At 24.5% G+C, this 21,515-nt stretch carries 24 protein-coding genes and 3 tRNA genes; 23 read left to right on the top strand and 4 right to left on the bottom strand.

Annotated elements, in window-relative coordinates; translation table 11 throughout:
* The first annotated feature begins 168 nt into the window (after positions 1–168).
* The 15 genes from BGIGA_RS03050 (at position 169) to BGIGA_RS02985 (ending at position 12,759) form a co-directional block, all read left to right on the top strand.
* On the top strand, positions 169–1,452 hold the full coding sequence (locus BGIGA_RS03050) for a mechanosensitive ion channel family protein (RefSeq protein WP_014726902.1): 1,284 nt from the start codon (positions 169–171) through the stop codon (positions 1,450–1,452).
* Entirely contained in the window at positions 1,446–2,186 is a 741-nt protein-coding gene (locus tag BGIGA_RS03045; protein WP_014726901.1) for a pyridoxine 5'-phosphate synthase, read from the top strand. The genes BGIGA_RS03050 and BGIGA_RS03045 overlap by 7 nt, the downstream gene beginning before the upstream one ends.
* Positions 2,170–2,946, top strand: coding sequence for an alpha/beta fold hydrolase (locus tag BGIGA_RS03040; protein ID WP_014726900.1), 777 nt, complete (start codon positions 2,170–2,172; stop codon positions 2,944–2,946). The genes BGIGA_RS03045 and BGIGA_RS03040 overlap by 17 nt, the downstream gene beginning before the upstream one ends.
* Positions 2,947–2,977: 31 nt before the next feature.
* Positions 2,978–5,257: an aconitate hydratase gene (locus tag BGIGA_RS03035; protein WP_014726899.1), complete on the top strand. Its 2,280-nt coding sequence runs from the start codon at positions 2,978–2,980 to the stop codon at positions 5,255–5,257.
* Positions 5,258–5,265: 8 nt separating this feature from the next.
* Complete coding sequence (gene yidD / locus BGIGA_RS03030; protein ID WP_014726898.1) at positions 5,266–5,484, top strand: membrane protein insertion efficiency factor YidD; 219 nt, start codon at positions 5,266–5,268, stop codon at positions 5,482–5,484.
* A 13-nt stretch (positions 5,485–5,497) separates the two neighbouring features.
* Entirely contained in the window at positions 5,498–6,379 is an 882-nt protein-coding gene (gene lgt / locus BGIGA_RS03025) for a prolipoprotein diacylglyceryl transferase (protein ID WP_014726897.1), read from the top strand.
* 38 nt (positions 6,380–6,417) lie between these two features.
* The gene (locus tag BGIGA_RS03020) at positions 6,418–6,903 is read left to right on the top strand and encodes a DUF192 domain-containing protein (protein ID WP_238526736.1); all 486 of its coding nucleotides are present in this window, start codon (positions 6,418–6,420) and stop codon (positions 6,901–6,903) included.
* Between the two features lie 66 nt (positions 6,904–6,969).
* Positions 6,970–7,299 carry an iron-sulfur cluster assembly accessory protein gene (locus BGIGA_RS03015; protein WP_014726895.1) on the top strand — a complete coding sequence of 110 codons (330 nt, stop codon included), beginning with the start codon at positions 6,970–6,972 and terminating at the stop codon, positions 7,297–7,299.
* Positions 7,300–8,742, top strand: a complete 1,443-nt coding sequence (sufB, locus tag BGIGA_RS03010; protein WP_014726894.1) for a Fe-S cluster assembly protein SufB — start codon at positions 7,300–7,302, stop codon at positions 8,740–8,742.
* Positions 8,743–8,783: 41 nt separating this feature from the next.
* Complete coding sequence (sufC, locus tag BGIGA_RS03005; protein WP_014726893.1) at positions 8,784–9,530, top strand: Fe-S cluster assembly ATPase SufC; 747 nt, start codon at positions 8,784–8,786, stop codon at positions 9,528–9,530.
* A gap of 22 nt (positions 9,531–9,552) precedes the next feature.
* On the top strand, positions 9,553–10,845 hold the full coding sequence (sufD, locus tag BGIGA_RS03000; RefSeq protein ID WP_014726892.1) for a Fe-S cluster assembly protein SufD: 1,293 nt from the start codon (positions 9,553–9,555) through the stop codon (positions 10,843–10,845).
* Between the two features lie 5 nt (positions 10,846–10,850).
* The gene (locus BGIGA_RS02995) at positions 10,851–12,089 is read left to right on the top strand and encodes an aminotransferase class V-fold PLP-dependent enzyme (protein ID WP_014726891.1); all 1,239 of its coding nucleotides are present in this window, start codon (positions 10,851–10,853) and stop codon (positions 12,087–12,089) included.
* A 7-nt stretch (positions 12,090–12,096) separates the two neighbouring features.
* Complete coding sequence (gene rplU, locus BGIGA_RS02990; protein ID WP_014726890.1) at positions 12,097–12,429, top strand: 50S ribosomal protein L21; 333 nt, start codon at positions 12,097–12,099, stop codon at positions 12,427–12,429.
* Between the two features lies 1 nt (position 12,430).
* Positions 12,431–12,694 (top strand): 50S ribosomal protein L27, encoded by a 264-nt coding sequence (gene rpmA, locus BGIGA_RS03135; RefSeq protein ID WP_014726889.1) that lies wholly within the window; start codon positions 12,431–12,433, stop codon positions 12,692–12,694.
* Positions 12,685–12,759 (top strand) — tRNA-Arg (locus BGIGA_RS02985). Before rpmA ends, BGIGA_RS02985 begins: the two co-directional genes overlap by 10 nt.
* A 14-nt stretch (positions 12,760–12,773) precedes the next feature.
* Here the strand turns inward: BGIGA_RS02985 and BGIGA_RS02980 are convergent.
* Positions 12,774–12,847 (bottom strand) — tRNA-Ile (locus BGIGA_RS02980).
* A gap of 81 nt (positions 12,848–12,928) precedes the next feature.
* Between BGIGA_RS02980 and BGIGA_RS02975 the strand changes: the two genes are divergently transcribed.
* Both BGIGA_RS02975 and BGIGA_RS02970 read left to right on the top strand, forming a co-directional pair.
* Positions 12,929–13,249 carry a ribosome-binding factor A gene (locus BGIGA_RS02975; protein WP_014726888.1) on the top strand — a complete coding sequence of 107 codons (321 nt, stop codon included), beginning with the start codon at positions 12,929–12,931 and terminating at the stop codon, positions 13,247–13,249.
* Positions 13,250–13,252: 3 nt separating this feature from the next.
* Positions 13,253–14,446: an ABC transporter permease gene (locus BGIGA_RS02970; RefSeq protein WP_014726887.1), complete on the top strand. Its 1,194-nt coding sequence runs from the start codon at positions 13,253–13,255 to the stop codon at positions 14,444–14,446.
* Here BGIGA_RS02970 and BGIGA_RS02965 read toward each other — a convergent pair.
* Together BGIGA_RS02965 and BGIGA_RS02960 are read right to left on the bottom strand one after the other, a co-directional pair.
* A complete protein-coding gene (locus BGIGA_RS02965; RefSeq protein WP_041178355.1) occupies positions 14,437–15,354 on the bottom strand; it encodes a ribonuclease Z in 918 nt (305 codons plus the stop codon). The two genes, BGIGA_RS02970 and BGIGA_RS02965, sit on opposite strands and share 10 nt — an antisense overlap.
* A 54-nt stretch (positions 15,355–15,408) precedes the next feature.
* Complete coding sequence (locus BGIGA_RS02960; protein ID WP_014726885.1) at positions 15,409–16,206, bottom strand: CPBP family intramembrane glutamic endopeptidase; 798 nt, start codon at positions 16,204–16,206, stop codon at positions 15,409–15,411.
* Positions 16,207–16,363: 157 nt separating this feature from the next.
* On the opposite strand from BGIGA_RS02960, the gene BGIGA_RS02955 reads away from it, so the two are divergent.
* Positions 16,364–17,533, top strand: coding sequence for a M14 family zinc carboxypeptidase (locus tag BGIGA_RS02955; protein ID WP_014726884.1), 1,170 nt, complete (start codon positions 16,364–16,366; stop codon positions 17,531–17,533).
* 2 nt (positions 17,534–17,535) lie between these two features.
* On the opposite strand, the gene rpmH is transcribed toward BGIGA_RS02955, so the two are convergent.
* A complete protein-coding gene (gene rpmH, locus BGIGA_RS02950; RefSeq protein WP_014726883.1) occupies positions 17,536–17,685 on the bottom strand; it encodes a 50S ribosomal protein L34 in 150 nt (49 codons plus the stop codon).
* Between the two features lie 311 nt (positions 17,686–17,996).
* Here rpmH and BGIGA_RS02940 point away from each other — a divergent pair, with 311 nt between their 5' ends.
* The 5 genes from BGIGA_RS02940 (at position 17,997) to BGIGA_RS02920 (ending at position 21,496) form a co-directional block, all read left to right on the top strand.
* Positions 17,997–19,343, top strand: coding sequence for a bifunctional UDP-3-O-[3-hydroxymyristoyl] N-acetylglucosamine deacetylase/3-hydroxyacyl-ACP dehydratase (locus tag BGIGA_RS02940; RefSeq protein WP_014726882.1), 1,347 nt, complete (start codon positions 17,997–17,999; stop codon positions 19,341–19,343).
* A gap of 4 nt (positions 19,344–19,347) precedes the next feature.
* Positions 19,348–19,938: an elongation factor P gene (locus BGIGA_RS02935; protein WP_041178399.1), complete on the top strand. Its 591-nt coding sequence runs from the start codon at positions 19,348–19,350 to the stop codon at positions 19,936–19,938.
* 9 nt (positions 19,939–19,947) lie between these two features.
* Positions 19,948–20,832 (top strand): succinate--CoA ligase subunit alpha, encoded by an 885-nt coding sequence (gene sucD / locus BGIGA_RS02930; protein ID WP_014726880.1) that lies wholly within the window; start codon positions 19,948–19,950, stop codon positions 20,830–20,832.
* Positions 20,829–21,419, top strand: coding sequence for an aminoacyl-tRNA hydrolase (gene pth, locus BGIGA_RS02925; RefSeq protein ID WP_014726879.1), 591 nt, complete (start codon positions 20,829–20,831; stop codon positions 21,417–21,419). The genes sucD and pth overlap by 4 nt, the downstream gene beginning before the upstream one ends.
* A gap of 4 nt (positions 21,420–21,423) precedes the next feature.
* Positions 21,424–21,496, top strand: a tRNA-Arg gene (locus tag BGIGA_RS02920).
* The last annotated feature ends 19 nt before the right edge of the window (positions 21,497–21,515 follow it).

Below are 21,515 nucleotides of genomic sequence, written 5' to 3'. Positions count from 1 at the left end.
AAATTTAAAATTTAAAAATTGAGTTAAAATTTTTATCTTTCAAAAAGAAACTCAATATATTATTTTATTCAATCTACAAAACATATAAAAATCTAAAAAATTATTTATTAAAAATAACTCAAAATACAGTTAATTATTCCATTTTCATAGTAGAAAGAATTTTGTTTTATGTGTTGTAAAGTTTTTATTGAAAAAATAATAATAATTATTTTTCAAATTCAAGGAATTTATGATTCCGTACATAATATGGACCTTAAAAAATGGGGGACTATAACTATTATTATAATTGGTAAAATGTTATTTTTTACTATATTTTTAATAATTCTAGAATTCATTTTTAATAGAGGTGTTCGTTTTATAGGCAGGAGAATCGTTAGTTCTACTCATTTTATATGGGATAATATTTTATATGAAAATAAAGTGTTTGATAGTTTAGCACATTTTTTTCCATTATCTATTGGGTTAATATTAATTGAACCATTTTTTAAAAGCTATCATACTATTATCATTTATTTAGAAAAAATATTTGATATATTATTTGTTTTAATTGTTTTACAATTTTTAATTCGAGTAGTGAACTCTATTATGAGAATTGCTACAAGTGAAAACAATCATCAAACTATAGCAGTCCGTTCTTTTTCACAGTTACTGAAAATTATATCTATCATATTCTGTTTTTTAGTTATTATTGCGATTATAACAAAAAATGATCTTATTACTGTTTTAACCAGTTTAGGAGCAATAACTGCATTTGTGATATTAGTATTTAGAGATACAATATTAGGATTTGTTTCAGGAGTACAAATGGCTTCCACAAAAATGATAAAAGTAGGAGATTGGATTAGAATTCCTAAATATAATATAGAAGGAACGGTTACTGAAATCAATTTAACTTCAGCAAAAATAGAAAATTTTGATAAAACTATTACTAGTGTTCCTACTTATGATTTAATTTCTACAGCTGTTACTAATTTTGAATTTATGCGTCAAAAAAATATACGTAGAATCAAAAGATCTATCTTGTTCAATATTCAATCTTTCCATTTTTATAATTCAGATAGTTTAAAGAAATTTCAACATGTTTATTTAATAAACAATTATATACAAAAAAAACAAAAAGAAATAGATATTTTTAATAAAGAAAAAAATATTGACATAAGTGTAAATATTAATGGAAGAAGATTAACAAATATTGGTCTTTTTCGTCAGTATGCGTTGGAATATTTGTCTCGACATCCAAAAATATCACAATCAGAAACTTTAATGGTTAGACATTTAGAGCCGACTCCTTATGGTTTACCAATAGAATTATATTGTTTCACAAATACTTCTGAATCCATTAAATATGAAAAGATACAAGCGAGCGTTTTCGATCATTTATTAACAGCGGCCAAAGAATTTGATTTAGAAGTAACACAAGTGACTAAAAAAGAAATTTTAAAAAAATGGTAAAATTAAGTGTGAATTTAAATAAAATAGCAACATTAAGAAATGCAAGAGGAGGGAATATTCCCAATGTTTTGCAGGTAGCAATAGATGTTCAAAGTTTTGGTAGTCATGGAATTACTGTACATCCACGTCCTGATGAAAGACATATTACATATAAAGATGTTTATGATATCAGTTCTGTAATTTCTACAGAATTAAACGTAGAAGGAAATCCTACTGAAAAATTTATGAAATTAGTATTGGATGTGAAACCAGCACAAGTGACTTTAGTTCCTGATCCTTATGAAGCTATAACATCTAATTCTGGATGGAACACTTTTTTATATCAAGATTTTTTAACAAATAAAATTAAAAAATTAAAAAATTGTGGAATTCGTACTTCTATTTTTTTAGATCCAAAACCGGAATTAGTTTCATATGCAGCTAAAACAGGATCAGATAGAATAGAGTTATATACTGGATATTTTGCTACAGGATATGCTAATAAAAAATGGAATTGCATTGATCCTTATATTAATACAGCGAAAGCTATTGTAGCTCACCATATGTTTATTAATGCAGGACATGATTTAAATCTAGATAATATTTCTTTTTTAATTGAAAAAATACCAAATATATCAGAGGTGTCAATTGGACATGCTTTAATTCATGAATCTATATACATGGGATTAGAAAATACAATACAAAGTTATTTGAAAAAAATTATAAAGAATAAACAAAATGATACTATATTCTAAGATTTACGGATCTGGTTATCCTATTTTGGTTCTTCATGGTTTATTTGGAAACGGAGAAAATTGGACTTCTTTTGCTAAAGAATTTTATAAATTTTATCAAATTCATTTATTAGATATTAGAAATCATGGGAATAGTTTTTTTTCAGAAAAAATGAATTATGATATTATATCAAAAGATATATTAGAATATATCTCTTATTATGAATTAGATCATCCTATACTATTAGGACATTCTATGGGAGGAAGAGCTGTTATGAAGTTTTCTATAAAATACCCTATGATTCCAAAAAAATTGATAATTGTGGATATTAGTCCTAAAGCTAATAATATTACTAATAGAAATCAAAAAAAATTAATACATTTTTTGAAAAAGATAGATTTTAATATTATTAATACTAGGAAAGATCTAGACGGTTTTTTAAAAACATGGATCTCTGATATAAAAATCAGATCATTTTTTTCTAAATGTACCAAAAGACAAAAAAATGGGAAATTATGTTTTTCTTTTTCTTTATCAAACATTGAAAAAAATTATGATTCTTTAATTTATCAAGATATAAAAAATGGGTTATACCATGGTCCTACACTATTTTTGCGAGGAGAATATTCAAATTATATTCTTTATAAAGATTATAATTATATAGAAAAATTATTTCCGAAATCTAAAATTTGTACTGTTAAAAAATCTGATCATTGGATTCATGTCGATAATCCTACTGAATTTTATAAAAAAATAAGTGTTTTTTTAAACAAAACGTAATTTATATATGTATATTTTAAAATAAAAATTTATGGTTTTTGATCTTGATATAATTCGATATTTTTATACAAATTTTTTATATAGAATTGAAAAAATTCGAAATGTCATAGATCATCCTATGACTTATTCGGAAAAAATATTGTATTCTCATTTATGTGAAAAAAGTATAAAAGACAATTTGAAATGTATTAGAAGATTTAGAGATAAATATTATATGGATTTTTTACCAGATCGTATTGTAATGCAAGATGCTACAGCTCAAATGACATTACTTCAATTTATGCAAACCCAAAAGTATGAAACATGTATTCCTACTTCTATTCATTGTGATCATCTCATATCTGCTAAATATGGATCAGATTTAGATTTAAAAAATGCTATAGAAAAAAATAAAGAAATCTACGATTTTTTGAGATCTGCATCTCATAAATATGGAATAGATTTTTGGGGACCTGGATCAGGAATCATTCATCAGGTCGTTTTAGAAAATTATGCATTTCCTGGAGGTATGATTATAGGAACGGATTCTCATACTCCTAATGCAGGAGGATTAGGTATGCTGGCAATAGGAGTTGGAGGGTCTGATGCTGCAGAAGTGATGTCTGGATCGCTTTTAGAATTGAAATTTCCTAAAATAATTGGAGTTCATTTGATCGGAAAAATTAATGGATGGACTTCTCCTAAAGATGTGATATTAAAATTATCTGGAATGATTGGAGTTTCAGGAGCTACAAATCATATTATTGAATATTTTGGAAAAGGAATTGATAGCATTTCTTGTGTTGGAAAAGCGACTATATGTAATATGGGAGCAGAAATCGGAGCTACCGCATCTTTATTTCCTTATGATGCTAGTATGAGAGATTTTTTGAATAAAAACGGTAGAGATCAGATCTCTATAATGTCAGAAAAAATAAAATATTTTTTAAAAGCAGATCCAGAAGTTTATCAAAACCCATATAATTATTATGATAAGGTAATAAAAATAGATTTAAATGTTTTAGAACCACATATAAATGGTCCTTTCACTCCAGATATAGCAACTCCTATTTCTAAAATGAAAAAGGAAGCAGCTAAAAATCATTGGCCTACCAAAATTGAAGTAGGATTAATCGGTTCATGCACAAATTCTTCTTATGAAGACTTTTCAAAAGTCATATCAATCATTCAGCAAGCAAAAAAGAAAAAATTGAAAACTTATTCAGAATATATGGTATCTCCGGGTTCAAAAAAAGTTTATTCTCTTATGAAAGAGAAAGGATTTTTATCTATTTTAAAAAATATTGGAGCCAAAATATTTTCTAATGCTTGTGGTCCTTGTATTGGACAATGGGTTAGAAAAGGAAATCAAAAAAATGTTAAAAATACAATTATTCATACTTTTAATAGAAATTTTGCGTCTCGAAATGATGGAAATCCAAAAACACATGCTTTTATAGCTTCTCCAGAAATTGTAACTGCTTTAATTTTTTCTGGAGATTTAACATTTGATCCTAGAACAGATATGTTAAAAAATGAAATAGGGGAGTATGTAAGATTTGAAGAACCTAAATCAATAGAAATTATTGAAAAGAATTTTAATATAGAAGAATTAGGATATGAAATTTTTTCAAAAAAAAAAAATAGAAAAAATTTATCTGTGGTGATAGAAAAAAATTCTAAAAGGTTACAGATTTTATCTCCATTTTTAGCATGGAATGGAAATCATTTTCTTAATATCAAACTTTTAATTAAAATTAAAGGAAAATGTACGACAGATCATATTTCAATGGCTGGCCCATGGTTAAAATATAGAGGTCATCTTGAGAAGATTTCCGAAAATTTATTAATGGGAGCCATAAACGCTTTCAATCATGAAAAAAATAAAATAAAAAATGTTATAAAAAACAGTTATGAAACTGTTTATGATGTTGCTAAATTCTATAAATATAGAAATATACAAACCTTGATTGTAGGAGAAGACAATTATGGAGAAGGATCTTCAAGAGAACATGCGGCGATGGAACCTCGTTTTTTAGGAGTACGTGTAGTTCTTGTGAAATCTTTCTCCAGAATTCATGAAACTAATTTGAAAAAACAAGGAATTTTAGCTTTAACTTTTTTAAATTCTGATGACTATAACAAAATTCAAGAAGAAGATGTGTTTCATTTTTATATAAAAAATATATGTTCTAACAATAAAAATATTGAAGTAGAGTTAATCCATAAAAATGGATATAAAGAAAAAATTATAGTTCATCATTCTTATAATGAAAAACAACTTCAATGGTTTAAAGCAGGTTCTTCCTTAAATTTCATTAAAAACCAATAGATATCATAATGAAAATCATAAGAACTTTTTTTATAAAAATTATTAGATTATATCAAATAGGGATCTCTCCATGGATAGGAAATAATTGCAGATATGTACCAACTTGTTCAAATTACATGATTTTAGCTTTAAAAAAATTTCATTTTTTTAAAGCTATCTTCATAAGTATAATAAGAATCATTAAATGTAATCCTTGGGGCCCATATGGCTATGATGGAACAAAATAAAATAATATTTGCTATGAAAATATTAGGATATATTAACTGGGATCCCGTTCACAAATTTAGTTTGTGGAAAGGGTTTTTTATCCATATTTATAGTCTAATGTTTGTGATTTCTTTTTCATTTGGATGGTATATTATGAAATATATTTATCAAAATGATAATATACATAAAAAATATTTGGATCCTTTATTTATATATACTTTTTTTGGAACTCTTTTGGGTGCAAGATTAGGTCAAGTTTTATTTTATGATTTATCATATTTTTCAGATCATTGGATTGAAGCTTTCCTCCCTATTAAAGAAAATAACCATAATTTTTTATTAGGATTTATAAAAGGTTATGAATTTATTGGTTATAGAGGTTTATCTAGCCATGGTGCCACTATAGGAATTATTTTATCTAGTTTTTTTTATAGTAAAACAATCCTAAATGAAAAATCTTTTATTTGGCTATGTGATAGATTATGTCTTCCTGTATCAATATCTGCTGTTTTTATTAGAATAGGAAATTTTTTTAATTCTGAAATAGTAGGAAAACCATGTAATGAAAAATTACCTTGGGCGGTAAAATTTTTGCAAATGGATACAGAATATGGAGAAATAATTCCCAGACATCCTGCACAAATTTATGAATCTATTAGTTATCTAATAATTTTTTTATTTCTTTGGTATTTGTATAGAATAGGTAAAAATTATGATGGATTTTTATCCGGAATTTTTTTTATTATACTTTGGTCTGTTCGTTTTTTACTAGAATTTATAAAAGAACCACAAGGAGAAGAATTTATTAACTTTTTATCTCTTAATACAGGACAATGGCTCAGTCTTCCTTTCATTCTTTTTGGATTTTTTCTTCTTAATTTATCAAGAATTAAAAAGTATTTTTTTTCATTATGAATATGAAAATAAGAAAAATAAATATTTTTTTTTATTTTATGGTAATAGTAATATGTTTTTTTATAAAATCTTCTGAAAAAATTTGTTACGATTCTGATATGTTTTTAGATATTGGAAATATGTTGGAAATAGAGTTTATTAAAGATGGAGAACTATATATGAAAAATAACAATCATATCATAAAAAAAATAGATGTTGAATTAGCGTATAGAGATACAGAAAAAATAAATGGATTAAAATATAGGTCTTCTTTGAAAGAAAATAAAGGCATGTTATTTTTATTGAAAAATCAAGAGGAGTATAAACAAATAGATATGAGAGATGTACGGATTCCTTTAGATATTGTGTATATAAATCAATTTGATACTATAGTTTTCGTGAATCAAAATGTAAGTCCTATGAAAGATATAGAGACTATAAACTTACCTTCAAATACAATAAAATATATTTTAGAAATTAATGCAGGAATGGTTAGTAAATGGGGAATAAAAAAAGGAATAACAAAAATTACTTTTAAAATTTAAAAATTAATCATGTAAAAAAAAATTATCTTTATCTTGTCTTTGTATGATTACAAAATTATAAACGTTATGGTTTTTATATCTGAAAAAGCTAAAAATAAATTAATTTCTATTATGAAAAAAGAAGGCCTTTCTCATGATGTTTCTTTCGTTAGATTGGGAGTGAAACATGGAGGGTGTTCAGGTATGTCTTATGAATTAACTTTTGATAAAGAAAAACAAAAAGGAGATCAACTTTTTAAACATAAAGAAATGAAAATACTTGTTAATCAAAATAGTATTCCTTATTTGGAAGGAACTACATTAGAATATTCAGATGGATTAGATGGAAAAGGGTTTTATTTTAATAATCCTAAAGCAAAACATACTTGTGGATGTGGAAAAAGTTTTTCATCATAAATGAAAAAAAGTAATAAAATACTGAAAAATTTTACAAAATCTGAATACAAGTACGGATTTTATACTCCAATAGAATCATATAAAATCCCAGTGGGATTAAATGAAGACGTTATTCGTAAAATAACAGAAGAAAAAAAGGAACCTGGATGGATGTTGGACTGGAGATTAGAATCTTATAACATATGGAAAAAAATGACCCCTCCTAAATGGGCTAATATAAAATACCAGGTTCCAGATTTTCAAAATATAAGTTATTATTCTGCTCCCAAAAAAAAAATAGATTTAAATAATTTCGAAAAAATAGATCCAGAATTAATAAATACGTTCAATAAATTAGGAGTCCCTATAGAAGAAAGGAAAATTCTTTCAGGTGTTGCAACAGATATCGTATTAGATTCCGTTTCTTTAGTAACTACGTTTCAGAAAAAATTGAAAGATAAAGGGATTATATTTTGTTCTATTAATGAAGCTTTAAAAAAATATCCAGATATTGTAAAAAAATATTTAGGTTCAGTTGTTTCAAAAAAAGATAATTTTTATGCGGCTCTGAACTCAGCTGTATTTTCAGATGGTTCTTTCTGTTATATCCCAAAGGGAGTCCGTTGTCCCATGGAATTATCCACATATTTTCGTATTAATGAAAATCAAACGGGTCAATTTGAAAGGACCTTAATTATTGCAGATCAAGATTCCTATGTCAGTTATTTGGAAGGATGCACGGCTCCACAAAGAAAAGAAAATCAATTACACGCAGCTGTAGTAGAAATTATAGCCTTGGAAAAAGCTGAAATTAAATATTCTACTGTTCAAAATTGGTTTCCTGGAAATCAAAGAGGAGAAGGTGGAATTTTTAATTTTGTAACAAAACGTGGATTATGTGAAAAAGAAGCAAAAATATCTTGGATCCAAGTGGAAACTGGTTCTTCAATTACCTGGAAATATCCATCTTGTATTCTTAAAGGAGATTTTTCCATGGGAAATTTTTATTCTTTAGCTTTAACTAAAGATTATCAACAAGCAGATACGGGAACTAAAATGATACATATAGGAAAACATACTAAAAGTATTATTATATCAAAAGGGATATCCGCTGGAAAAGCTCAAAATAACTATAGAGGATTGGTGAAAATAGTTCCTCAAGCAATTTGTTCTCGAAATTTTTCTCAATGTGATTCTTTATTAATTGGTAATCAATGTGGGGCACACACATTTCCATATATTCATGTATATAATTCGACTTCTAAAGTCGAACATGAGGCGACTACTTCAAAAATTGGAGAGGATCAAATTTTTTACTGTAATCAAAGAGGAATAAATGTAGAAAAAGCCATTTCTATAATTGTACATGGTTTTAGCAATGAAGTTTTGAAAAAACTTCCCATGGAATTTGCAGTAGAAGCTCAAAAACTTTTGGAAATTTCTTTGGAAGGATCTGTAGGTTAAGATTAATTGTATATGGATGGATAAGGATAATAATAAAAATTATGTTATATATAGAAAACTTACATGCTTCTATAGAAAACAAAAAGGTTCTTAAAGGAATTAATTTAAAAATAAATGCAGGAGAAAGTCATGTTATTATGGGACCTAATGGTTCTGGAAAAAGTACTCTTGCTTCTATAATAGCAGGAAAAAAAGAGTATAAAATAACTGAAGGGAATATTTATTTTATGAATAAAAATTTAAAAAATTTTTCACCAGAAGAAAGAGCTCATTTAGGTATTTTTCTTTCTTTTCAACATCCAATAGAAATACCAGGAGTTTCCATTGTTAATTTTATTAAAACAGCGGTTAATTCTATTCTTGAAGCAAGAAATGTAAAAAAAATGTCGGCTAAAGATATTTTATTTAAAATAAAAGAAAAGTCTTCTTTATTAAACATTGAAAAAAATTTTTTTTATCGTTCTTTGAACGAAGGGTTTTCGGGAGGAGAAAAAAAACGTAATGAAATATTTCAAATGATGATGTTGAATCCTTTATTATCTATTTTAGATGAAGTTGATTCAGGGTTAGATATAGATGCTTTACGTATAGTAGCTAAAGGAATTAATGCTTTTAGAAATGATAAAAATTCTGTTTTAATTATTACTCATTATAAAAGATTATTAGATCATATTTTTTCAGACTATATTATACATGTTCTATACAATGGAAAAATTGTTCAATCAGGAAATCAAAAATTAGCTGAAAAATTAGAACAAAAAGGATATGATTGGATAGTGAAAAAATAAAGTGTAAAAGAATTATTTATAAATGCAATTAAAAGAAAAAATAACTTTATTGATTAATAATTTTAAAAAAAAAGAAAACTCTTACATATCTTTTTTGCAACAGCAACATACTGACTTTTTCCATAAAAAAGGATTTCCTTATTCCATAAACGAAGAATGGAAAAATACGGACATTGAATCAATTATTAACCAAGATTATGATCTTATTTACAATAATGTAAAAATAGAAAGTATAGAACGTGAAAAAGTAGAAGAATTAACTTTTCTTAAAAAAGAAAAATCTTTGATTTTAATTTTTATAGATGGAAAATATAATCCTGATCTTTCTTATGTTCATGCAGAAAATATTATTTTATCAAATATAGCATCACTAAAAGATAATGAAATTAGAAATTTTTATGGAAAATTGTCATGTAAATATGATGCATTTTATACGTTAAATACAATTTTCTCAAAAGATGGAGCATATATTTATATTCCTAATAATGTTATTTTAGAAAATCCTATAGAAATATTGCATATTTCTACAGGTATTGAATCTAAAATTATGTTAAATAACAGAAATTTGATTGTGATAGGAGAACATTCTTCTGTTAAAATTATAGAACATTATAAGTGTTTAAGGAAACATTTCGCTTTTATTAATTCTGTTAGCGAAATTTATGCTATGGATTGTAGTGTAATTGATTACTATAAAATACAAAATGATTTAGTAGAAACTTCTATAATAGATAATACATTTTTAAAACAAAAAAATAATAGTAAATGTACCGTTTATACTTTTTCTCTTCAAGGAAATTTTATAAGAAATAATTTGAATTTTTATTCTAATGGAAAAAAAACTTATTCTTATTTATATGGAATTTCTATTTTATCAGGAAAACAATTAGTGGATCATCATACTTTGATAGATCATTTATGTTCAGATTCTTATAGTTTTCAATTGTACAAAAATATTTTATGTGAAAAATCTAAGGGAATTTTTAATGGAAAAATAATAGTTAATGAATTTATAAAAGAAATAAATGCTTTTCAAAAAAATCATAATATTATTCTTTCTAACGAAGCATGTATATATACCAAACCTCAATTAAAAATATATTCTGAATATGTAAAATGTTCACATGGTTGTACCGTAGGTAATATTCAAGAATCTGAATTATTTTATCTTCAATCAAGAGGAATTTCTGAAAAAAAAGCTAAAATGTTATTGTTATTTTCTTTTTTAGAGGAAATGTTAGTTCCAATTCATATTTTTGAATTGAAAAAATTTATACATAAAAAAATCAGGGAAAAATTAAATAAACATTTATAAAATATATGTTTTCAGAAAAAGAAATACAGGAAATAAGAAATCAATTTCCTATTTTAAAAGAAAAAATATATTCTAATCCTTTAGTTTACGTAGATAATGCGGCTACAACTCAAAAACCTTTACAGGTTATTCAAGCTTCCCAGAACTATTACTATACCATAAATTCTAATGTTCATAGAGGGGTTCATTATCTTAGTAATAAAGCGACTCTATATGTAGAAAATGTCAGAAAAAAAATTCAAGAGTTTATTCATGCAAGACATTCTTATGAAATTATATTTACGAAAGGAACTACAGAATCGATTAATTTGGTCGTTTCTAGTATGGACGATTTTATAAAAAAAGGAGATGAAATTATTATTTCTTGTATTGAACATCATTCAAACATTGTTCCATGGCAGATTCTTTGTAAAAAAAAAGGAGCTATTTTAAAAATAATATCCATTTATAAAAATGGTTTTTTAAAATTACAAGACTTTGAATCTTTAATTTCAAAAAGAACAAAAATAGTATCTATTAGTCATATATCTAATGTTTTAGGTATTATTAATCCTGTTAAATATATTATTGAAAAAGCTCATGAATATGGGTCTTTAGTTCTAATTGATGGAGCTCAAGTTCCTTCAAACTTAGATTTGAACGTTCAAAAATTAAATGTTGATTTTTATGTTTTTTCTGCTCATAAAATGTATGGACCTACTGGCATTGGTATATTATATGGAAAAAAAAAAATATTAGAAAAGTTAAATCCTTATCAATTTGGAGGAGAAATGATTAAAAATGTAAGTTTTGATAATACAACTTATTCAGATTTACCGTTTAAATTTGAAGCAGGTACTCCAAATATAGAAGGAATTATTGTATGGGGATCTGCTATAGATTTCGTAAAAAAAATAGGTATATCAAATATTCAATCTTATAAAAAAAAACTTTTGAAATACGCAATTCAACGTTTAAGTTCTATAGATGGAATTCAATTATATGGAAACATCAGTGATTTATCTAAAAAATCTAGTATTATTTCTTTTAACTTAGATGAGTTACATTGTTTTGATGTAGGTAGTGTTTTAGATCGTTTAGGAATTGCGGTTAGAACTGGACATTTATGTGCACAACCTCTTATGAATTTTTTTAAAGTGTCAGGAATGATTCGTATTAGTTTTTCTGTATATAATACTTTTAAAGAAATAGATTACTTATTTGAATGTATTTTAAAGGCAAAAAAAATATTGTTAAAGAATTAAGATTATTATGACATATGCTATTGCTAATATAAAAAATAAACAATTTAAACTTATTGAAAATCAATATATTTATGTTCCTCATGTTTCTTCAAATGTGGGAGAAATAATATTATTGGATCAAGTTTTTTTGTTTCATAAAGAAGGAGAACTTTTTTTAGGAAATCCTTTTTTAGAAGAAATAAACGTAAAAATAGAAGTTTTACAACATGTAAAAGGAAAAAAGATTATTATTTTTAAGAAAAAAAGAAGAAAAGGATATCAGGTAAAAAATGGATTTAGACCTTTATTTTCAAAAATCAAAATAATATCTTTTTTAGAAAAAAAACAAGAAAAAAAATAATATGGCTCATAAAAAAGGTTCTGGAAGTTCTAGAAATGGAAGAGATTCAATAGGAAGAAGATTAGGTATTAAAATATATGGGGACCAATACGTAAATTCTGGGAATATCATAGTTCGTCAGCGAGGAACGAAACATCATCCTGGAAGAAATGTAGGAATAGGAAAAGATCATACTTTATACGCTATAAAAAATGGCTATGTTTCTTTTAAAAAGGGAAAAAAAAATAAATCAATTGTTTCTGTAAATAATACGAAAACTGGATAGTTCAATCAGGATAGAACGACAGTTTCCTAAACTGTAAGTTGTGGGTTCAAATCCCACTCCGGTTACAAAAAAAAATAAATGGTCCCAGCTGGATTTGAACCAGCGACCCCCTGATTATGAGTCAGGTGCTCTAACCAATTGAGCTATGGGACCCAAATAAAAACGTAAACTGTGCAATTTTACAACATTATTTTTCCTGTTACAAATTTTTTTTTCATTTTATATTTTTAAATTATGATGAAAGAAATGAGTTTGATTAGAAATGAGAAATTATCTTCAATATTTTTTATGGAAATAGCAGAAATACTTAATGAGGAAATTTTTTATAGTCAAAGTGAAAATAAATTTTTAGTGACTTTGATGAAGATATGTATTACTCCTGATATGAATTTAATAAAAGTATATATTAGTATTTATCCTTTTTTAGATAAAAATATATTGAAATCTATCCGTTCTAAATCTAGATTTTATAGAAAGTTGCTTTCTAAGAGATTAAGATATCGTGTAAAAAAAATTCCAAAATTGGATTTTTTTCCAGCTATACAAATAATTTAGTTTTTGACAACTTCTTTTTATATATCTATACGTTATTTTTTTTCTAAAAAAAAAATAAACATCGTTAATATTATTGTTTTTTTATCAATTTTATCAATTGGAGTATCTACATTTTCTTTGTCTACAATTTTATTTGTTTTTTCTGGATTAGAGTACTTAAATAAAAAATTTTATCAAATTCATTATTCTGATATTACAATTTCCTGTTTAAATGAAAAAGATTTTTTTATTGATGATAATATTTTAACAAAAAAAATAAAATCTATACAAGGAATTTTAGCTTGTTCTAAAATTATGGAAAAACAAGTTTTTCTGTATTATAATAATCATGAATATTTTATTACTTTAAAAGGAGTAGATATGGAATATGAAAAAGTAATGAATAAATTCAAAAAAATAAATTTAAAAAATAATAAATCTGATTTTTTATCTATATATGTAGGGTGGTCTTCTATGATTTCATATTTTCCAATGTTATTCTCCTCTATAAAAAATAATCCTTTACAAATCCTTATTTTAGATTATCAAAAAAATGCTTTTGATTCATTTCTTATGAAAAAAAAAGTTTTTATCAAAGGAGTCTTTCATTTCAGTCCTAAAATGGATAAAAAATATTTATTTTGTAATCTACATGAACTTCAGAATACAATAAAAAAAAAAGTTTTCCATACATTGGAAATTAAAATTCATGATAAAGCCGATATCCATAATTTGAAAAATATTTTAATAAAAAAATTAGGACCAAAATTTAAAATCATTACACGTACAGAAAAAGAAATAATTTTACATAAAGTTATAAATACAGAAAAAATATTTATTTATTTTTTATTTACATTAATAACACTAATCACTGGATTTAATTTATTTAGTGCTATTTTCATTTTACAATTAGATAAAATTAAGGAACTTTTTACATTATGGAGTATAGGTTTTTCTTTATATAGAATTAAAATGATATTTTTTTATATGGGATTAATCATTACTATTTTTGGTTGTTTAAGTGGCTTGTTTATATCTTATATTATTTCTTTTATACAAGAAAAATATAAAATATTTAAAATAGCAAAAATAATCCCTTTTCCCATTAAAATAACAATAGAAGATTCTTATATGGTTATATGTATTATTATAATAATAGGATTGATCATATCTTTTTTTTCTTTAAAAAGAATCAATAACATGATTTATTATAGATAATACGTTTTTAGAGGTTCTGATGCTTCTACATTAAAGAATATTTTTTTTGCTTCTTTTTCAAATTCTTTAATATTAGGAAATCTGTTTGAATAGTGTCCTAACAATAATTTTTTTACTTTAGCTTCTTTAGCTATGTGTGCGGCTTGATTTGCTGTAGAATGACCTGTATTAATTGCTCTTTTTTCTTCTGTTTTTAAAAAAGTAGATTCATGATACAATAAGTCTACATATTTTATATGATCAATTATAGGTAAATAAAAGGAAGTATCTGAACAAAAAGCGTAAGACAATATTTTGGGTGGATCAAATGTTAATTTATAATTAGGAATAATTCTCCCATCATAAGTTTTAAAATCTTTTCCTAATTTTAAATCAGGATAATCCACGATTTTAATATCGGGTATTTTTTTAATTTCTTCCATGTTTAATTTTCTATTACTAGGTTTTTCTTTAAAAAGAAATCCATTTGCATAAATTCTATGTTTTAATGGAATGGAAAAAACTTCTATTTTGTCATTTTCCATGATTTTTTCTAATTTTTTAGATGATAATTCTATATGATCTATACAATATTTAAGTTTAGTGTAAGACCATTTAAAATGGACATCTATAATTTCTTTCAATCCTTTTGGAGCGTAAATACTAACTGAATTTTCTCTTCCCAATAAATGGAATGTAGATAACAATCCAATTAACCCAAAAAAATGATCTCCATGTAAATGAGATATGAATATGTGTATTATTCTATTAAATTTTATTTTTGCTTTTCTTAATTGAACTTGAGTTCCTTCTCCACAATCAATAAGAAAAGAAAAGCCTTTTATTTCCAACACTTGAGCAGTGGGGTGAAACCTATTTGTAGGGATAGAAGAATGACATCCCAAAATAGTTAATGAAGGTTTTTTCATCATGAAAGGTTTTTCAATAAATTTTTATATAATAATTCAATTCATGTGTAATAGTTAGATTTTTTTCTTCTTTCTTAAAAGAAAGATACCGCCACTAATTATTATCATGAAAGATATTATTAAGATTAATCCAATATTCATATTAACCTTTTTTGATAAAATAGGATCTTTCATATTCATAAAAAAAAACATAGTGAATATAGCAAAAGCATTATTAAAAATATGTAGTAATATACAATCTATTATAGAAGAAGTTATAAAATAAATGAATCCTATAAAACTTCCAATGATAATCCCTCCTACAAATTGCCATGGATTCATATGAGTTAATCCAAATAAAAATGAAGAAAATAAAATAGCTTTAATAGGATGAATTTTATTTTTTAACATTCCATTTAAAATAATTCCTCTAAAAAGAACTTCTTCGCATATAGGAGCTAACAATACTGTAGTAGAGAAAAAAGGAATGGGATTCTTCATTTCTTCTTTTAAAAATTCTTCAATTTCTTTGTACAGATTCCCTAATATGGGCCCTTCTTTTGGAACTAGTGAAGAAATATATTCATTGATAATGATCATACAAAACATCATACAAAAGATAATAAAATAAATATACCATGGAGAGAATTTCATGGTTAAATCTATGATCATATTTTTTTTTTGAACTTGATGAGATATAAAAATGAATAAAAAAATGAAAGGAAGAGTATATGATATAGAAAACATCATACTTTCAGGTAAACTAATATAAATCAATACTTTTCTAAGTATTACATTGAAAAAATTTAAAGCAGTAAATGCTCCTATTAATAAAATTGATTCTATATAATTTATTTTAAAATAATTCTTCATAATAAATGTTAAAAATTCATCTTTTCTTTTTTTTCTTCATGATTTCGTTTTATAAAAATCTTTTAATTTAGTAAAAGTTTATTTTATCTTTTTGAAAGATAATAACAATTTTGTTCTTGATCATGAACAGTAGAATTTTCTGTAATATAAAGTTATTATGTTGTTTTTTGATATTTTGTCTATATTTCATAATTATGAATTTTTTAAAGATAGGAGCATTGGTTATTCAAAAATTTTTAGATACTCTGACTTATTGCAAGTTATAAATAAGTATAAAAATATATGCTCTATTGTTCCTATAGGATGGTCTATAGAAAAAAGGAAAATTTTCAAAATGAAGTGGGGAATAGGAAAAATCAAAATATTGATATGGTCTCAAATGCATGGAAATGAAAGTACAGGAACAAAATCCATGTTTGATATTTTTCATTTTTTTTTAAAAGAAAAAAATTGTGATTTAGTTAAATTTTTAAAAAAAAATTTAACTATTTTATTTATTCCTATGTTAAATCCTGATGGATCTGAAATATTTAAAAGAAGAAACGCTATAAATGTAGACTTAAATAGAGATGCTATTCGTTTACAATCTCCAGAAATACAAATTTTATTTCAGGAAGTAAAAAAAAGTAATCCTAATATATTATTTAATTTACATGATCAAAGAAGTATTTACAATGTTGGGAATAAAAACTTTAATCCTGCTCTTTTGTCTTTTTTATCTCCTTCTATTTCTATAAAAAAAAATATTTATTCTATAAGTAGAAAGAAATCTATGGGAGTGATAAATTTTATTGTAAAAGAACTTTATAAAATTTTACCTGATATAGGATCAATAGGTAGATTTTCTGATGAATTATATCCTACAGCGACTGGAGATAGGCTACAAAAATTAGGCTATCCTTGTGTTTTAATTGAATCAGGAAATTATCCTAAAGATTTAAAAAAAGAAATCATTAGAAAATATAGTGCATTATCTATTTTTGCGGGTATTTATTTTATTTCTTATAAAAGAGAAAATATTGAGAAAAATTATGAATCTTATTTATCCATTCCAGAAAATAAAAACATATTATTAGATAAGATTTATAGAAAGGTAGAGATACAAAAAAATAAAAATAAATTTTTAGTAGACATAGGACTAATGAATTTTGAAAAATTTGATTTTACAAAAAAAAATCTTTCCATTTTTACAAAAATAGTAGACATAGGAGATTTATCCAATTTTTTTGCCTATGAGGAATCTATAGTTATGGGTAAAAAATTTTATGGAGAAAAGGGAGAAAGTTTTCCTGAAATTGGAAATATAGAACGTTTCAAAATTTTGTGATTTTATTTTTTGAAATTAGACACTGTAAGTTTTTTTCTTCCTTTTTTTCTTCTTCTATATATAATTATACGACCTGTTTTTGTATTCATTCTTTTCATGAATCCATGAACATTTACTTTTTTTCTATTTGATGGTTGATAAGTTCTTTTCATATTTTTTTCCGTTTGTTTTTTTAGAAAAATATTTTTCGTCTTTTTTTTCTACTATTTTTTTCTTTTTTATATTCAGTAATCTTTTTTTAAAAGTGTAAGAAAAAAAAAGTAATATCAAAACACCAACGATAAAACCTGTAAAAAAGAAAATCATACGTTTTGAAAAACTCATGACATAAAAAAATAACAAGCATAGAACATAAATTACATAAAGTTTTTATTTTTCTCGTATTTTTTTTTCAAAAAATTTATATCTAGTATGATTTTAAATTTATTAAGTTATTAAGTAATAAAGAATAAAGTATTAATATATGCTTGAAAAGCAAAAAACTATTGCAGGAAAAATTTCTTTACAAGGATTGGGTTTATATACTAAAGAAAAAGTAACTATTACTTTTAAACCTGCTCAAATCCATACAGGATTTATTTTTATTAGAACAGATATAAAAGAAAAACCTTGTATTGAAGCTCATTATTCTTTTTTCATAAAGGAAAGTATAGATAAAGGTATCATTTTGGAGAAAAATGGATTCAAAATTTATACGACTGAACATGTTTTAGCAGCTTTAACAGGTATGGATTTAGATAATGTGATCATAGAATTAGATAATATTGAAATTCCTATAATGGATGGTTCTTCTAAATTTTTTGTAGAAGCAATTAAGAAAGTAGGAATTATAGAACAGAGCGAAATAAGAAAATATTATTCAATAACGAAAATCATTTCTTATAAAAATAAAAAAGAAACAGGAGGAGAAATTATAGTTTTACCTGATAGTAAACTTGAAATCATGACCGTTATAGATTTAAATTATAAATATACACAAAACGCTATTTTTAAACATTTATATCAATTTCAAAAAATTGCAAGTTCAAGAATTTTTTGTCTTCTTTACAAAGAAAAAAAACAAAAAAAAGAAGTTGATTTTTTGAAAAAAAAATTTCAAAAAATGAAAGAAAATTCCACGTATTCTTTTTTGCATAATACATTTTTTTATCAAGATCAACAAGTATTTAAATTTAATGAAATAGCTGAACATTTTCTTTTAGATATTATAGGTTTTATAACTTTATTGGGAACTAAATTAAAAGGTAAATTCATTTTTTATAATCCAGATAATTATATCATTATGCAATTTTTAAAGGAATTAATGAATAAGATTCAAATATTTAAAAAAAATGATATTCCTGAATTTGATTTAAAAAAGAAACCTATTTTAGACATAAGAAATATTATGAAAATTTTACCTCATAAACCTCCATTTCTTTTAGTAGATAAAATTATAGATTTAACAGAAAATAGTATTGTAGGAATTAAAAATGTAACAATGAATGAATCTTTTTTTATAGGACATTTTCCTAGAGAACCAATTATGCCTGGAGTCTTACAAATAGAAGCGATTGCACAAGTTGGAGGGATCCTTGTGTTAAATAAATTAAATCATCCTGAATTATATTCTACCTATTTTTTAAAAATAGATAAAGTAAAATTTAAACATAAAATAGTTCCTGGAGATATAATTATTCTTCAAGTTTGTTTGTTAGAAACTATGAAAAGAGGAATTGTTTTTATGAAAGGAAAAGGTTTTGTTAACAACAAACTTGTAGTAGAAGCAGAAGTTGTTGCAAAAATAGTTAAGAATTATGACAAATTTTAATTCAATGAATATTAGAAAAGGTTTGTATATACAATGGAATGAAGAAATCTATAAAATTATTGATTTTCTTCATGTAAAACCAGGAAAAGGATATGCTTTTTTTAGAACAAAGTTGAAAAATTTGATAACAGGTCATGTTTTAGAAAACAATTTTTCAGCAAAACATAAATTGAAAAAAGTTCAAATAGAATTTGATTCATATAGATATTTATATAAAGAAATAAATATTTTTTATTTTATGAATGAGAGAACTTATGATCAAATACAAATAGAAATAAAATTAATAAAAAATACAAATATAGAGTTTTTAAAAGAAGGAATGAAAGTAAAGATTTTTTTTCATGTGAAGAATGAAAAAGAAAAGATTTTCTTATTTTTAAAAATGCCTTCCACAGTTATTTTTAAAGTGGAACATACAGAATCAGTTAAAAAAGGAGATACTATTAATAATAGTAATAAAATAGCCGTTTTAGAAACAGGAACTAGATTATTAGTCCCTTCTTTTATCGACATAGGAGAATTTGTTAAAATAAATATAGAAAATAAATCTTATATAGAAAGAGTTAGAAAAATTATTTGTAATAAAAAAAATTAGTTAATTATCATGAGTATTTTGATAGATGAAAACATAAAAGTCCTTGTACAAGGATTAACTGGAAAAGAAGGATTATTTCATACTGAACAAATGATAAATTATGGTACTTCCATAGTGGGAGGAATAACACCAGGGAAAGGAGGTCATATGTATTTAGGTGTTCCAATTTTTAATACTATTGAAGAAGCAGTAAATCAAACAGGAGGAAATGTTAGCGTAATTTTTGTTCCTTCTGCTTTTGCTTCTGATGCTATTTTAGAATCTATTTACATGAATATACAAGTTATTGTTTGTATAACAGAAGGAATTCCTGTTTCAGATATGATTCGAGTCAAGCATTTTTTAAAAGGAAAAAAATCTTGTTTAATAGGACCAAATTGTCCTGGAATTATTTCTCCAGAAAAATCAAAAGTAGGAATAATGCCTAATTCAATTTTTAAAAAAAAAGGAAATGTAGGTATTATTTCTAGATCAGGAACTCTAACTTATGAAGCAGCAGATCAAATTGTAAAATTAGGGTGTGGTATTTCCACTGCTATTGGGATAGGAGGAGATTCTATTATTGGAATGAATATAAAAGAAGTTATGAAACTATTTTTGCATGATTCAGAAACAGAATGTATTGTTATGATTGGAGAGATAGGAGGGCGATTAGAAGTTGAAGCGGCTGAATGGATGAAAAAATTGAAAAATAAGAAACCTGTGATAGGTTTTATAGCTGGACAAACGGCTCCAAAAGGAAAAACAATGGGACATGCTGGAGCTATTATAGAAAAAGAAATAGAGACAGCACAGGAAAAAATGAAAATCATGGAAAAAAATGGAATACATATTGTAAAATCTCCAGATAATATAGGAAATACCGTGTATGAAGTTCTTCATTCATCAGTATGAGTTATACTCATTCACATAGCATAAAAAAATTTTTGATAATTGGATTAGGAAATCCAGGATATTTATACAAAAGAACTAGACATAATTTAGGATTTATGATTTTGGATCAAATATCTAATAAATATTTTTTTTCTTTTTCAAAAAAAAAACTAGGTTTGATTTCTGAATTCATTTATGATGATAAATTACTTTTTTTTTTAAAACCTTCCACTTATATAAATCATAGTGGTATAGCTGTTAAATATTGGATGATAAAAGAAAAAATTATATTAAAAAATATTCTTATAATATCTGATGATATTTATTTAAATTTTGGTGATTTTCGTTTAAAAGGTAAAGGAGGAAGTGGAGGCCATAATGGATTGAAAAATATTGAAAAAGAAATAGGAACATCTCATTATGCACGTCTTCGTTTTGGTATTAATAAAAGTCATTTTGACAAAAAATCTTATGTATTAGAGAATTGGAAAAATGAAGAAATAGACTTTATATTTTCTAGATTAGATATAGGGATAAAAATAATTTTTTCATTTGTAAAAAATGGACTACAAAAAACGATGAATATGTTTAATCGTACAATAAAATAAAAATAGCCTTGTAGTTTAATAGGATAGAATATAGGATTCCGATTCCTATGGTATGGGTTCGATTCCCTTCAAGGTTATTTATTTGACTATTTTTTT

The organism is Blattabacterium sp. (Blaberus giganteus) (assembly GCF_000262715.1).
Lineage (GTDB): Bacteria > Bacteroidota > Bacteroidia > Flavobacteriales > Blattabacteriaceae > Blattabacterium.
This window is presented reverse-complemented; position numbering and strand designations above follow the sequence as displayed.